Source organism: Bacillus haimaensis, from assembly GCF_048270625.1.
GTDB classification, from domain to species: domain Bacteria; phylum Bacillota; class Bacilli; order Bacillales; family Bacillaceae_I; genus Sutcliffiella_A; species Sutcliffiella_A haimaensis.
This window is the reverse complement of the sequence record NZ_CP158164.1, coordinates 4,472,830-4,487,801: the sequence shown is the minus strand read 5'-3', so window position 1 is coordinate 4,487,801 and position 14,972 is coordinate 4,472,830. Positions and strand designations below refer to the sequence as shown.

At 41.9% G+C, this 14,972-nt stretch carries 11 protein-coding genes; 5 read left to right on the top strand and 6 right to left on the bottom strand.

Annotated features, from left to right (window positions below; translation table 11 throughout):
* Positions 1-398 precede the first annotated feature (398 nt).
* From ABN702_RS22605 to ABN702_RS22580, 6 genes are all read right to left on the bottom strand, one after another.
* Positions 399-704 carry a hypothetical protein gene (locus ABN702_RS22605; RefSeq protein ID WP_417898820.1) on the bottom strand — a complete coding sequence of 102 codons (306 nt, stop codon included), beginning with the start codon at positions 702-704 and terminating at the stop codon, positions 399-401.
* A gap of 27 nt (positions 705-731) precedes the next feature.
* A complete protein-coding gene (locus tag ABN702_RS22600; RefSeq protein ID WP_417898819.1) occupies positions 732-1,289 on the bottom strand; it encodes a DUF5381 family protein in 558 nt (185 codons plus the stop codon).
* Complete coding sequence (locus ABN702_RS22595; protein WP_417898818.1) at positions 1,286-1,687, bottom strand: hypothetical protein; 402 nt, start codon at positions 1,685-1,687, stop codon at positions 1,286-1,288. Before ABN702_RS22595 ends, ABN702_RS22600 begins: the two co-directional genes overlap by 4 nt.
* Positions 1,688-1,746: 59 nt before the next feature.
* Positions 1,747-2,070: a hypothetical protein gene (locus ABN702_RS22590; RefSeq protein ID WP_417898817.1), complete on the bottom strand. Its 324-nt coding sequence runs from the start codon at positions 2,068-2,070 to the stop codon at positions 1,747-1,749.
* Between the two features lies 1 nt (position 2,071).
* Complete coding sequence (locus ABN702_RS22585; RefSeq protein WP_417898816.1) at positions 2,072-3,334, bottom strand: hypothetical protein; 1,263 nt, start codon at positions 3,332-3,334, stop codon at positions 2,072-2,074.
* Positions 3,335-3,729: 395 nt separating this feature from the next.
* Positions 3,730-6,696 carry an EAL domain-containing protein gene (locus ABN702_RS22580; RefSeq protein WP_417898815.1) on the bottom strand — a complete coding sequence of 989 codons (2,967 nt, stop codon included), beginning with the start codon at positions 6,694-6,696 and terminating at the stop codon, positions 3,730-3,732.
* A 197-nt stretch (positions 6,697-6,893) separates the two neighbouring features.
* On the opposite strand from ABN702_RS22580, the gene ABN702_RS22575 reads away from it, so the two are divergent.
* From ABN702_RS22575 to ABN702_RS22555, 5 genes are all read left to right on the top strand, one after another.
* Positions 6,894-8,882, top strand: coding sequence for a PAS domain S-box protein (locus tag ABN702_RS22575; protein ID WP_417898814.1), 1,989 nt, complete (start codon positions 6,894-6,896; stop codon positions 8,880-8,882).
* 142 nt (positions 8,883-9,024) lie between these two features.
* Entirely contained in the window at positions 9,025-10,410 is a 1,386-nt protein-coding gene (locus tag ABN702_RS22570) for a Glu/Leu/Phe/Val family dehydrogenase (protein WP_417898813.1), read from the top strand.
* A 265-nt stretch (positions 10,411-10,675) separates the two neighbouring features.
* A complete protein-coding gene (locus ABN702_RS22565; RefSeq protein WP_417898812.1) occupies positions 10,676-11,161 on the top strand; it encodes a zinc ribbon domain-containing protein in 486 nt (161 codons plus the stop codon).
* 30 nt (positions 11,162-11,191) lie between these two features.
* Positions 11,192-12,760, top strand: a complete 1,569-nt coding sequence (locus ABN702_RS22560; RefSeq protein WP_417898811.1) for a hypothetical protein — start codon at positions 11,192-11,194, stop codon at positions 12,758-12,760.
* Positions 12,761-12,968: 208 nt separating this feature from the next.
* On the top strand, positions 12,969-14,774 hold the full coding sequence (locus tag ABN702_RS22555) for a zinc ribbon domain-containing protein (protein ID WP_417898810.1): 1,806 nt from the start codon (positions 12,969-12,971) through the stop codon (positions 14,772-14,774).
* Positions 14,775-14,972: the final 198 nt, after the last annotated feature.

The window sequence follows — 14,972 nt, the reverse complement described above, 5'->3', positions numbered from 1 at the left end:
TTTAAGTCCCAATTAACAGTAAAAAACCCCCTTTTTCTGGCAACCAATATTATAAAGCATGTTTCGCTTTTTTTCGATAAAGCGCGCAAAGAATCATTCCATATACCTACAGTAAAAAATTTCTAGTCGATCCTTATAGGAAAACAGCCTCAGTATCCAGTTGATTTATGTCAGTAAACCCCGTGTCCCGACTGGTTATATCGCTTTATGTAGATGAGTGTCGTAAAGATAATAAGTGGATAGTTTTGGACAATAATGACAAATCAACATCATTCAATACCCTTACCCAAGGAATATATAACCACTTTTTTGTAAAATTTTTATATAAAATAGGAAATTTTTTCTATTCGTGATTAATTACCCAATAAAAAAGACTCGTAAATTGGTGAAATACCGATTTACGAGCCTTTTTTCGCGAGAAGTCCTGCCGCTTTCGCAGCTTCCCTCTCTTCTTCCTCCCGCTTTAGCTGGGAAGCCGTCGAGCTGATATCTGCACTCAAGGATTGCAGTGCATCCACAATCGTGCCGATTTCTCTTTCCATATCGCTGATTGCGTTATTGAGATAATTCATCTCCGTCGCTTGCCAGCCCTGCTCAAGCGTCCCTTTCATATTCAACAGATTCCGCTTTACATTCAATAGGCTTGCTGCTTCCTCCTGCAGCCGTCGAGCTTGGGCATTCGCTGCATAGATATCGATTGTCATGGATTATCCCCTTTCCTTAGAAAACCATTATCTACTTTCAGCTTTTGATTCCTTTGAAATACGCCACTTCGTCTGACCCTCTGGCGTAATATACGGAACAACAAAGGTGTCGAGAAACTCCTCGATGGCGTTATCGGAAACGATGTTGTAGTAGGTGAAAAAGAGTGTCTTATTGTCGGTTGTATCCACCACTACACTCGTAAATACGCGGCCGCTCGGCTTACGGTTGTGCCAGCCGTATTCGAGTGCTTTGATTTTTCCAAGCTCTACACTTTGGTTCCGGTTGATCAATTTCCCGTCTTTCACCTTCATCAGCGTTTTGCCCTGCATCATGGTCATCACAATGCGAAGAAGCGCAATTCCGAAGAACAGCGTTCCCACACCGCCGATGAGATAGGCAAGCAATGTTCTGGAGAAACCGGAGCCTGGGATGAACAGGACGACACCCAAGGAGACAAGCGCCATAAATGCGATACCAAACACCGTGCAGCCTGCGCTATAACGGGTATAGGTGACACGCACCTCATCCTGCTCCACTTTGATTATATGGTCATGCTTTAGGTTCATAGGATTGTTATGTGTCATAGTACGCTTTCCTTTTCTTCTGTCGTTTTAGGAGAATCGCTTTCCATCATGAATGCTTCCAGCTTGGAGCTGCTACCTTTGACAAGGTTGTAATCCGGTCCATTTTGCAATAGCATCCAATTTTCCTCTGCATCGTTCGTAAGCAGGACAAGGTCTTTGACAGTCGGTTCCTTCTTTTCATCAAATTCAAATAATAGCAGGGTATTCAACTGGCCGTTTGTCTTTTCCAGTACCCGATAGAATGGATCCAGCTCCCCTCTGACCTGAAATGAATCGAACTGCCGGTTGTTTTCTGTGATATAGGTAAGCATGCCTTCCAACTCTTCTGAAGAGATAGAATGATAATCTCCATAGCCATCTCTTTGTAAATGGAAGAACTCGGTAAGTTCATCTAGCATGTCACCCTTCTCAACCGTGTCAAAACGATGAACCTGTTCGTCATAAAGAAGCGAGTGCTTTAGAAAGCCGCTCTCTGTAAAATGATAGGATACGGACTCCTCTTTGCCCCGGATTTATGACGGGATGCCTTTAACGACTTTTCCGAAAAATTCAGAGTATGTATCACACTTTTCAATTCCGGTTCTAATTCGAATTTGTGATTTTCATAAACTAGCAGATCCTTCGCCAAAAGGGTTCTGCAGGAAATCTGTAGAAGCAGGTCCATACTTTCATCCGATATTTCATTGAAATACACCTGTTTCAGGGAATTTCCCTGCTCGAACAACCCTTCACTATAAAAACTGTAGATTAATTCCTCTATGGAAAGTGAGATAGTTTTCATGTTAGCCTCCAAATGAGAGTTTGCCGAAGAAACTCTTAGAATTTTCTAGTAGATTCGAAGCGTTCTTCTTCACTTCGCTGAACCCTTCCTTCACCTTGGAGGCACCTTCTGCCACCGCCTCGGTTCCTTTGAAAATGGTGTCCTTGAAGTGAACGGATGCGTCTGTTACCCAGCCCGGCGTGTTTTTCGCCAGCTTCTCACCTACCAAGCTACCTATATATCCACCTACTGCAGCACCGACGACAGTTCCGCCTGGCCCAGCCAAACTTCCGACCGCACCGAGTGCAACCGCTCCAATAACGGATGAACCACCGACAACGGCCGTTTTATAGACAGCTTCTCCCACCACCTTGGCATTCTCGGTTTTGAGCGTTTCCACATCACCGCTATACTTGGAGTAGTTTTCGGTAATTTTTATCCCTGCACCTACCCCTTCCACCACACCAGTGATGGCAAAAGCGGTAAAGGCATTTCCTTTTCCAATCTTCAGCGCTGCAGAACCAAGGCTTTTTGCATTGGATTTCACTGCGTTCGCCGCTTCCTTGAGGTTGCGGGCATCAGAAATCGCATGCCTGAAATCCCGGACACTGTTTGTCATTTTAGTAATATCATCAGGCAGGTACTTGGTAAATTTCTTATAGACGACTTCTGCTAATGATTTATTCGCATATTTGATCGCATAATAGGGACTGACCATCATTTTGGCAAGGAAGTTAAGTTTCGAATTGCCGACCTTATTGATGAAGTTTCCAATCGGCACATTAAACCTCCCGTGCTTTACACTATCCAATAATTTATAGGTATATCTGCCGCCTTCATTGACAAAACGCCAACCGAGCAAATGCAATAGACCTGCATTTGCAACATACTGCGCACTATGAAGCAGGTGCTCCAAGCGTCCGACAGTTTGATCATACAGCTCATATAGACTGCTGAATGCATGCTTATCCATCAGTGCTTTCACCAGATCATGCTCCCGGTTTGCAGCCTGACGGTTCAGGTATCTTTCCACTCCCTGATATTTTTCAAGCGAATCCGAAGCAAAAGACTTGATCCTATTCATTCTCTCCTCCAGCTTATGTAAGGACGCTGTGGCGGACCGGAGTCTGGAATCAATATTATTGCGATTCTTGATTTCATAGGACACACCGAACTGGACGGAGGAGACATTGCTTGTCACACTCCCGAGTTTTCCATGGCTCGAATTCAAGCCGGCGATGGCATTATTCACTATTCCTGGTCTGATTTTTATCGAAGAAGCCAAGGTTGGTTCACTTCCCTTTTTGTTATCTTTGCGAGGTTGGTTTCGAGGTTTTCTTTGATGGAGTACGAACTATAGTAAGTGTAGAAAAATCCCGAACACATGTCCATCCATTTATATTAGGCAATACGTCGCAACTTTTGTGCCGATTTGGCAGTTTTCTCGTACGAATTGTAATAAATTGCATATTACCCCTATTTAATACCCAAATATTCTTTCAAAACAAACTTCTTTTTTACACATTTTGTATTTTAATAATATAGCATAATTAGAATCGGAAATAGTGAGGTCTACATTAAAATAGGAAAATAATACTAGCGATGATTTTTTCTTTATTCGTCGCTTTTCTAAAAAAAAAAGCAGCCCCGGTATTTTTAGGGCTAACTTTCTCTACTACTCTATTCACCTTTCACTCTCTCTAAATAGTCCCACATATTTTCTTTGATTACACTGGTATGCGGGAGGATGTTGCTGTCCCTTAATTGAAGGGTTACCCGGTTAAGGAATCCAGTAAGTTCTGTTCGCTCTTTTTCATCCGCCATGAATTCCACGCCATAATAAAAGTAGGATTCCGGTCCTTCTTCCTTCCAGACTATCTTTCCGATGTAGTCCCGGGTTTCTCCCAGAATACATGTTTGAATGGAAACGATTAGGTCAGGTCTAACCGGGAACTGCATATGAGAAATGATTCGCATTCCGCTCGGACAGAGATTTTCCAACACAATCCCCACTTGGCCGAGCTGTACTTCTTTTCCTCTTATTTCCTTGACTGTGAGTTCACCTTTAAGTGCTTTCGGAAAATCGATTCGGAAATACTCCCTGCGCTCGATGGATGGCAGCTTTGCTTTCGTGTTCTGCGGCAGCAGCTTTCTCTTTTCAAGCATATCAGTGAATGGTGAGATAGGGACTGGCTTGCTGAAAATATAGCCCTGAATGATGTCACACTTCTTCTGTTTCATAAAGAGCAGCTGACCTTCTGTTTCTACCCCTTCCACTACAACCTCTATATCCAGCTCTTTGGCAATAACAAAAAGGGATTCCAGGATAACGGCATTCTTCCTGTTTGTTTCTACATCTTTAACAAAGGATCGGTCTACTTTTAGAACATCAATTTCCAATTCGGTCAGTCGGGTCATGGAGGAATATCCCGTCCCAAAATCATCCAGGGCAACCTTCACCCCAAGATTACGTAGATCACGAACCGTTTTCAGCACAATCTCCGGATTATGCAGGAAGGAACTCTCGGTTATTTCCAGTTCAATTAATTTTGGGTCGACTCCGTAGTTTTCTATGGAACTTTCTACTAGTTTGAAATAATTTTTACGTAAAAATCTCTGGGGAGAAACATTAATCGATATTGGTACAACCGGTACACCTTCCTGAGTCCAAGTACTGATCTGCTGCAGCACTTTTGTCATCACATAATCCCCGATTTCATTTATCATTCCGGTTTCTTCTGCTATTGGAATGAATTCACCTGGGGATAGTATTCCCCATAATGGATGTTCCCAGCGAATCAATGCTTCCGCTCCGATAATTTCATACGTTTGTGCATTGACTTTTGGCTGAAAATAAATAGTGAATTGATCATCCTTCAACGCTTTATGCATATCTCGTTCAATTGTGAATTGCTGATACGTTTTAACGTTAATATTAGGGGTATAGATTTCAAAGTAATTTTTCCCTAACTCTTTTGCGCGATATAGGGCAACGTCCGCATGCTTCAATAGGGTATCTTCCATCTCTCCATCAAATGGGAAAACACTCACCCCAACACAAGCAGTCAGGTAAAGTTCATATTCCCCTTCATAAACCGGCTCTCTTAAAAGAGTAATCAAACCCTTGGCAATTCCCTTTAGCTCCTCAATTTTCACTGATCCCTGGTAAACAATGATGAACTCGTCACCGCCAACCCGAGCGACAAAATGACCTTCCTGTTGATAGACTGCCAGCCGATCGGCAATTATCTTCAGCACTTTATCCCCCACTGGATGACCTAATGTGTCATTAATATATTTGAATCGATCCAAATCAATATAGAGAACGGCGAAATTCTGATCTGTCTCTTCATAGTTTTGAATAAGGAATTCCATCTCCTCTTTTAACAGTCGGCGATTCGGCAAACCTGTCAGATAATCGTGGTTGGCCAAATACTCTACCTTCTCCAAAAGCTCTTTATGCTCCGTTATATCAGTTAAAATCCCAATGATTTTGACCAGCTCTTGGTGTTCGTCCAAAACCGGCATCATACAATCCCTAAGCCACTTATACTCCCCCGATGGCAAGGATACGCGATACTCGTTTTCAATCGTATTTTTCTTATAGAGGTAACGGAGATTGTCGTCATAAGCCGGAAGATCTTGTTCCCAGATCAAATCCCTGATATCCATGTTACCATTAGCAAACTCTGAAACGTCCATGTCCAACATATTTTTCACCGTTTTAGAGATGAAAGTAAATCGCTTTCCTTTTACATCGTAAGACCAGACGCCGAGATCCAAGCTATCATATATCTCTTTCATTTCCTGATCTTTTGTTTCCAGTTTTTTCTCCAGCGTTCTCATTTCTGTAATATCCATAATAGTACCGATAAACTTGGTTGGTTCACCTAAATCATTCAGCACGATATCAGAATGGACAAAAATATGAACCACCCTGTTGCACGGTGTGATAAAGCGATATTCCAACGAGCAGCTACTTAGTTTTTCTATGGCATTATCATATACGGAACGAAAATTACCCTGGTCATCGGGATGAATCATGCTGAAGAAAACCTCAAAAGTAAAACTGTTCTGTTTGCTTTTTTCAATTCCCAATATATCAAAGGCATGGTTGGACCAAGATATTTCCATGGTCGATACATCATATTGCCAGCTACCTAATTTTGCTGTATGCTGCATTAATTCCAATGAAGTTTTAACTGATTTCAGTTCTGTTTGGGTTTGCTTTTCCTTTTCAATATTCCTGATAACAACATAGACTCCAATGACGGATGTGTCTCCCATAATGGGCACACTCGTTACACTTACATCAATATGCTGGTTATTTTTATGTAGAATTTTTGTTTCATATGTTAGTGGGAGGCCCTCTAATGCTTCTTGGAACTTAGTCCTTACTTCGTGTAAGCACTCTTGAGGAATAAACTTTGAAAAATCCCCAGTTAAATCTTTTTGCCTATAGCCAAATTGACTGACTGCCCTTTTATTATTCTTTTCAATTTCACCCTGTGCATTTATTAATATAACTGGGAGTGGATGGTGATCGAAAATAGAATGGAAGAGTCGTTCTTCAACTAATTTTTCTTTTGTAGCTGTAACTGAGTCCTGCTGTTTCGACCTATTTCCCCATAATTGTATTTTTTTCAATCATAAACCCCACCAATTCTGCAACTAATTATGTGTTTATATTACATTTTATAACATTAGAATAATATTTTGTAACATTTTTCCCAATTGGGAAATTTATCTTATTTTGATATATAGATAATTTAATAATAAATACCTATAATAGAATATAGAGCTTCTAGCGCCGGAAAAAATAATGTATGAAAAGAAGGATACTTATGAGAATAGAAGAGAAATTCAAGTTTTTCTTTGAACATATGATGGACATGGTGTTTTTGGTTGAGTGGAAAGATAATAAATTTTGGTATACCTATGTCAATCCTTCTGCACAACAGAAACTCGCAGTCGAGATGATAGGCAGAAAATTGGAGGACGTACTTCCGCCGGCTACTTACGATTTCCTTCATAAGCACTATTCAATTTGTGTCCAGAAAAGGGAGTCCATCAGTTATTCAGATTTGAATCTTTTCGTACCAGACATGCCCGCTTCGGAAACCACCTTAACACCTATTGAAGATGATGGACGCATTTACGTTCTTGCCATCACAAAAAATGTCAATGAATTGAAGAAAAAAGAGGAAGATTACCTTTTCCTGAACTCTCTAGTAGCAAACACCGTGGATGCCATGATGGTAATAGACACAAATGGCACCATATTAAAAATAAACGATGCTTTTCAAAAACAATTTGGTTGGACAATTACTGAAATGATTGGACACCACTGGGAAGAGTTCCAATTCACCCCAATAGAATTGAAAGCGCAATCAGATGAGACAATTCTGTTGCTTAAAAATCAAAAAACTACCCAACCGCTGGAAACCGTCCGATTAACTAATAATGGTCAATCTATCCATACATCCGTCAGCTATTCTCCTATACTGGATAAAGAGCAGCAAGTAGTCGCAATCTCCATGATTTATCGGAACATCCAGCATTTACGGGAATTGGAGGCTAAACTTGCAGAAAGCAAAGAAGCCTACAAATCCCTGTTTTCCTATCATAAAAATGCGATTCTCATGGTCAATTCCAAAGGCTATATTACGAACGTGAATGAAGCCTGCGAAACTTTGACTGGCTATAAAAAGGAACTAATTATTGGTATCGATTTTAAAGAATATGTACAACAAGAGCTTCAACTGCCGGATGATCCCCTCCAGAAAGCTTTTGAAGGACTTGTAAATAGCTATGAGGTGGAAGTCCCTCATGCATCCGGAAACATGCTTTTCTTTTATGTCACCCACGTCCCTATCATCATTAAAGGGAAGGTAACCGGAGTGTATCTCATCGCCCAGGATATTACGGAAAAGCGGGAAATGGAGCTTGCCTTGAAGGACAGCGAGGAAAAATTCCGTCTCATCACAGAGCATTCATCCGACCTAATAAAAGTTATCAATAAATACGACAACATTTCTTATGTTTCCCCTTCTTATCGAAATCTTATGGGCGCTAAATATGAAATCATGGAAGGCCAGCAACTGACATATGGCATTCACGAATTAGATCATCCATTATTATTGGAATCCATTCATAAGCTTAGGACAAACAAGATGAAATCCGTACAGATAGAATATCGATACTTGAATCAGGAAAAAGAGGAAGTATGGGTGGAAGTGAATGCGACTTCAATTGCAGGGGAAGGAGAGCTCGATCACATCGTTCTGACTGGACGGATCATTTCAGAACGAAAAGAGCTGCAGGAACAACTCACCTACCAAGCATACCATGACAGCCTGACGGATCTTCCAAACCGCCGATTGCTGGAACAATCCCTTGATAAGGCGATAGAATCTGCTTCCAAAAACAACGGAAAACTTGCGCTTCTTTTCTTGGACTGCGACAATTTTAAACAAATTAATGATACGTATGGACATGATATGGGAGATCTGTTGCTTGTTGAGCTGGCACAACGATTAACAACCTGCGTCCGTTCAGAAGACACAGTTGCCCGCTTAGGCGGCGATGAATTTGTCGTCCTCATCAAGCGTGTAGAGAATAACGAGCATATCACAAGAGTAGCTGACCGCATTCAAACAACACTGCAGCAACCATATATAATAGAAGGAGAGCTGATTGAAGCCACATCTTCCATCGGAATCTCCGTTTATCCCGATAATGGGACATCCATCAAGCAGCTATTCCGTAAAGCCGATCAGGCCTTATACCAGGTAAAAAACAACGGTCGCAACGACTATCAATTGTATTCATGATAACAACCCAAAAGGGGACTGACCCTTTTGGGTTTATTATTTTCTACTCCTTCCCCTCACCCAATCAAAATGCATTTCACTAAAGATTCCCAACCAATAATGTTATACTATTTGAAAATACAGAACTGGAGTGATTCATAAAATGTCCAATCAAACACGCCAGATTGTCCAAGACTCGCTGAATGCCTTGCTGGAGGATACCGCATTTCTTCCTGAGCTGCAGGGAGATGCCAGAGAACAGGCTTTTACGTCTCTTGGCTCCATTCTTTCCACCCCCAATCATGTACATAAATCCTTTCTTCGAATTGCGCTCGAAAATGGAAGCGTTGTCAGAATTCCGGCTTTCCGCGTCCAGCACAACAACGCACTTGGCCCCTACAAGGGCGGCATCCGTTTCCATGAGTCCGTCAACGAGGAGGAAGTGATCAACCTCGCTTCCCTGATGACCTTGAAAAACGCACTCCACGATGTGCCATATGGTGGAGGAAAAGGCGGTATCATTCTGGATCCACGCTCCTTTTCCGTAAAAGACCTGCACCTCATCTGTAAAAAATACGTCCAATATTTCAGCGACATCATTGGTCCGGACAAGGATATCCCGGCCCCGGATGTAGGCTCGGGCGAAAGGGAAATGGACTGGATGATGGCCGAGTATAAAAGCATCCGTCCCGGCCAGCCCTATAAAGGAAGCTTCACCGGAAAAAGTGTCGTAAATGGAGGGTCTCTCGGGCGCCGCGAAGCAACCGGGAAAGGTGTCTATTTCACCTTCCGCTATATGCTACACGATTTCATGAAGGAGCAGCGTAAATTCCTTTCAGGCGCAAGCAAGGACAACACCTTTGCCAGAACGGCACTGAAATACGAAGGCCGACCGCTGAAGCTCGCTGTTCAAGGCTTTGGTAACGTAGGTTCGGTTGCCGCGCTTGAAGCCTATCAATGTCAGTATTTGGAGAATAAGGTGGTGGCCGTGAGCGATAGGAATGTAACACTCTTCAATGCAGACGGTTTGGATATACCTGCTCTCGTCCGCTTCACCACCCTTCACAAAGGCGACCTGCCTACAACAGATGAAAAACTCCAGGAAGCAGGAGTTAAGGCAGAAATCCAGGACCGCAGCAAGGTGCTCTATCTTGACGTTGATGTCCTGATACTTGCTGCACTAGAGGACCAGATCCATCTCGATAATATGGATAAAATAAATGCCGGAATCATCGTGGAAGGCGCAAATGCCCCTGTCACAAGCGAGGCTGACCAATATCTCAGCAGCAAAGGCGTCATCATCGTGCCCGATATCCTTGCAAACGCAGGCGGGGTCATCGTCTCCTACTTCGAATGGATGCAAGGCCGTGAGACCCAGTTCTACACTGAGGAGGAAGTTTACGAACTTTTATACAAACAGATGAAAAACACCATGGACACCATTCTTCCTGCTTTCTTCGGAGATCCGTTTCCACTAAGGCAGAACTGTTATATTCATTCTGTGATGAAGCTGTCGACTGTGTTGTTTAGGCAGGGGAAGTTGTATTAATATGTTTTTTTAAGGGGCCTGACCCCCACCGCTTTAAAGCGGTGGGGGTCAGGCCCCTTATTTATGCTGAGAACATCATTTTTTATCCAACAAATTTCCATAGTATTATTTTCCTCTTTATTTATTTACTGTATAATAAGTAGGTCTACTTACCTACTATACATACATACTATTTACATGATATTGATATTTTCCAATTTTTATAAAGTAGGAAGCCGGACAAGAATGAGCGTTCGTCTCAAAGAATCCAGAAAGGGTGAATGATTTGGCAAATGATTTGCAATCAAAATTAGGTGAAGGATTATCAAAGGTACAGGGGGGCATTGAGCAAGGAAAGCAGAAGCTTCAAATCGCCCAGGAGATCGGCAGACTGAAGAAAAGCATTGCGGAAAACTCCCAAAAGAAATCCAAGATTTTATTGGAGGCTGGTCAGGTTACATACCGTAAATTACGTGCCGGTCAAATTCAGGATGCAGATTTGGCACAGATTTCAGAAGCGATTATCGGATTGGATAAGCAAATGTATGTTGCGACAAGGCAGATTGCAGAGCTTTCCAAAACAACTCAAAACGGCGTGGTCTGTTCTTGTGGGACGATGAATGGAATGAATGATAAATTCTGCGGCGGCTGTGGAGCGAAAATGGAACAGCCAGCTGAAATCGACTTAAGTACCGCAAGCTCTTGCAGTCAATGTGAAGAGATTGTGCCAGTGGGTGCCAATTTTTGTCCATGCTGCGGATCAAGAGCATAAATCAACGAGTAATGAAGGAGGGAAACGATATTGTTTTGTAAACATTGTGGAAAGAAAAATCCAGAGGGGGCACATTATTGCGTAAATGATGGCATGCCACTTGGGGAAGCAAATGAAAATATTCAAGCAGTAAAAGAAACCGCGAACTTCTGTAAATCCTGCAGTCATAAGAATTCATCTGATGCCTTATACTGTGTAGCTTGCGGGGTATCGTTAGAAAAAGTGACCGAGAAAAAATCAGGAGCCGGGGATATTCTATCTTTGGGCACCTTCAATAAAAACCAGAAATCCGCTTCTACCGGTTCAGCCCCGGTTATCGAGGGTGGAGCAGCAAGCAAGTTCAGCGTACCTGGGCTCATCTCCGCTGCCAAATTTGCCGGAATTGCTTTTGGTATTCTATTAATCGTTTCCTTTATTGCATCATCTATGATCAACAGTGCTTTAAAAGATATACTCGGTGACGGGGATCTTGTAGAAATGTTTGCATCCGGCATGAAATTCGTTTCTGTTACAGACGTTTTGATGCTGAGCCATTTGGCAGGGATTGAGTATTCTATAACAGCAATGGGGGAAGGTATCAGCCTCGCCACTACCGGATGGATCGGATTATTTGCCCTGATATCAGCAATCGGTTTGATTGTAGTAGGTTTTCTTACTAACAGAAACCAGCCAGATCGATCTGCAATCGAAAGATTCTATACGATTCTGCCAATTGCAGTGGTGTACTCTGCAGTGATCGCAATCATCTCCACGTTTGCCGGGGTATCTATGGAAATTCAAGATCCTACCGGATGGTTTGGTGATGTCAAAGTTGAAGCCAACTACCAGTTCTTCACAGTTCTTATTCGAGCGCTCATTCTAAGTATTATTTTTACTACAATCGGTTCGATGATCGGAATGAATTCACACCTGAAAAGCTTTGGAGGAAATATGAGTTACGGGATCTCGATCCAAAGAGCAGCGTTCCATTCTGTTTTGGGTATCGTCACTTGTATGATTCTCACATTAGTGATTATCGGTAATAAATCTGAAGTAAAAGATATCAAAGCAGATGCTGGTGACGAATCCTACTTGGTTGACTTCTTCCTTATTCAATCCGGAACCTATATGTGGAATATGGCACACTTAGGTTCACTTGAGTTCGAAGCATCCGAGGATTCCGAAAGCATCGGGGCCAAGTATTCCATCCTAGGTGGACCTAAGGCGGACGGCATGGATGTTGAAGAGTCCGAAGAACTTGCCACAGGTCTTGAGGAATTACTCGGCAGCCTTTGGTATTTCTTCCTTGTACCGATTCTTCTTCACTTCTGGGCAGGTGTTGCCATCCGGAAAGCTACAACAGGCAACATCCTTTATGAAATTGCCGCTTATGCGGTAGCTTTTGGTTTAGTCAACACAGCTATTTTCCATTTACTGAAATTTTCCGTTACGACGTCGTTCGATGAATTCATCAACGTAAGCTTCGGATTCTCCTCCTTCCTTACGTTCTTGTTCAGCACCGTCATCTCTTTCGGTATTTCCTATGCCGGGGTGGTTTTGATGAACAAGAAATCAGGTTCAGACGATGTAGTCCAACACCAACAAGTATCAAACTTTTAGAAAGGCTCTTTTCTTAAAGTTTGTTGCTTTTGTCCGTAAAAAATCCGCTTTTGTATTTTTTACTGCATTAACTACTTCAAGTTAATTAGGAAACCAATATTCCGATCTAGAAAAGAGCACGAGGACGAGTAAAATTACAGGCTGTAATTGTATACGAAAAAGCAAAAATATATGCGAAAAAAGCCTTTAGAAAAGAGGAACAGCACTTATGAGATTTTGTACGGAGTGCGGGGCCAAGGCAGATGAACAGGCAGCCATGTGTACCAATTGCGGGGCGAAGCTTTCGTCCCCCAAGAGGGCTCAGGAGCCAGGAAAGTCTTCCATGCCCGCTTTTTCGAAAAAAACCAAGATTATTTTAGCAAGTGTATTAGCAGTTTTTATCGCATTGTTTGCTGCTTATAAAGCAGTAGATTCCTATAATAGCCCTGAAAAAGTCATGGAACGATTTTTGGAGGCTGTAAAAGAGGAAGATGTGGAGTATCTGGCGAAAAACCTTGAATCTACAAATGAGAAGTTGAATATGGAAGAGAAAAATGTCAAAGCCCTCTTGAATTATTGGAAGGAAAACAAGGATTCCAAGGAAGCCTTTTTCTCCTATCTACAGGATACTTCCAAGGAGCTGTCACGCTCCACTTCCAGAACTACAGCTGCCTTCAATGAGCTGTTGGAAGAAGATGAAGGAAGAATGATCACCTTCAAAAAAGACGGCAAAAAGTGGTTGTTTTTTGATGACTACAAGTTTATGGTCCAGCCTCTTACAGTAGAGGTGTACACCAACTATCCTGACGTAAAGCTGTTTCTGGATGGAAAAGAGCAAAAAGCCAAACTCGATGAAGAAGGTGGCTACTATATTGTAGGACCCATGCTTCCAGGTGTTCATAAAATTAAAGGTACCTTTGAAACCGAGTTCCTGACCCTTGATAAAGAAATCGAAGCTCACGTTTTTGATACGTACCATTATGAAGACCTCTACTTCGATGCAGAGGAAATCTATGTGGAAAGTAATATCATGGATGGGACCATATTAATTAACGGAAAGGAAACCGACCTTGTACTAGAAGAAGGTGGCCTGCGTTTCGGACCTGTTCTGGTGGATGGCACGATGACGGTGCAGGTTCAGAAGGATTCTCCTATGGGCATGCTGAAAAGTCCGGAATATAAAATTGAAGAGGATTATATTTATGCAGATGTTTCCATCAATGAAAAGTCGCAGGAAAAGATTATGACCCTGATTAACGAAGCCCTTCTCTCCTACCGGAAAGCGTTGGCAGGAAAAGATGTAAGTCTATTAAAATCCTACAGTGGGAATAAACTGGAATATATCGAAGAGGATATCGAGGACCTTGGAAATGATGATAATTGGATAGGATACCTCCTTTCGACCAACTATGACCTTGATAGCTTTTCCACATGGGAAGAGGATGGAAATTGGCATGTCGGTGTTACGATGAATGCCAGCTGGCTCACAACCGATTATAATGGAGACCTTAGTGAATTTGATTATTATGAACGATATTTCCTTGAAAAGACTGAAGATTCCTGGTCCATCTACTCTGTGGACGGAGGATGGGGCTCCATCGACGACGCTGAGAATGTGAAGGAATTTGAATTCAACCAGGAAGAGCAGGAAAAAGATACACCAAAACCGAAAGTCGTACTTGATGAGGAAAGCCTTATTTCCGATTATCTGTATGGCCTTGTAGATGCGATCAACTATGGGGATTTTGAAGAGGTGGAACCTTATCTTTTACCGGACAGCGAGCTCTATAAACTTCAAAAAGATCTCGTGAAAAACCTTTATGAAGAAGAAACATCTGAGTACTTAATCGACTATGGTATCCTGGAAACAGAAGTTTTGGAGGATGAGAAAGCCACGGTTCTCATTACGGTTTCAGAGACTTTTGAAATTGTAAAGAAAGATGAAGAAGCAGGGGAAAAAGCTTTCAAGTGGAAGTACACGGCTCAAGTGCATAATGGAAAGTACTATCTGAGTAAAATTGAAAAAATTGATTAAATTCATGTGGAGTCCCAAACTAATGGGACTCCATTTTTTTCAGGAAAATCTATCAAAACAAACAATTTCCGAGGAAATTACTCATTATCTTTCTTTTATATTTATATAACGACATCATTCCTCAGCACTTTCTCGGACATTCTATTATTAATAGTTGTAATATGTCTTTATTATAATTAGAATACTGGTATATGTTAA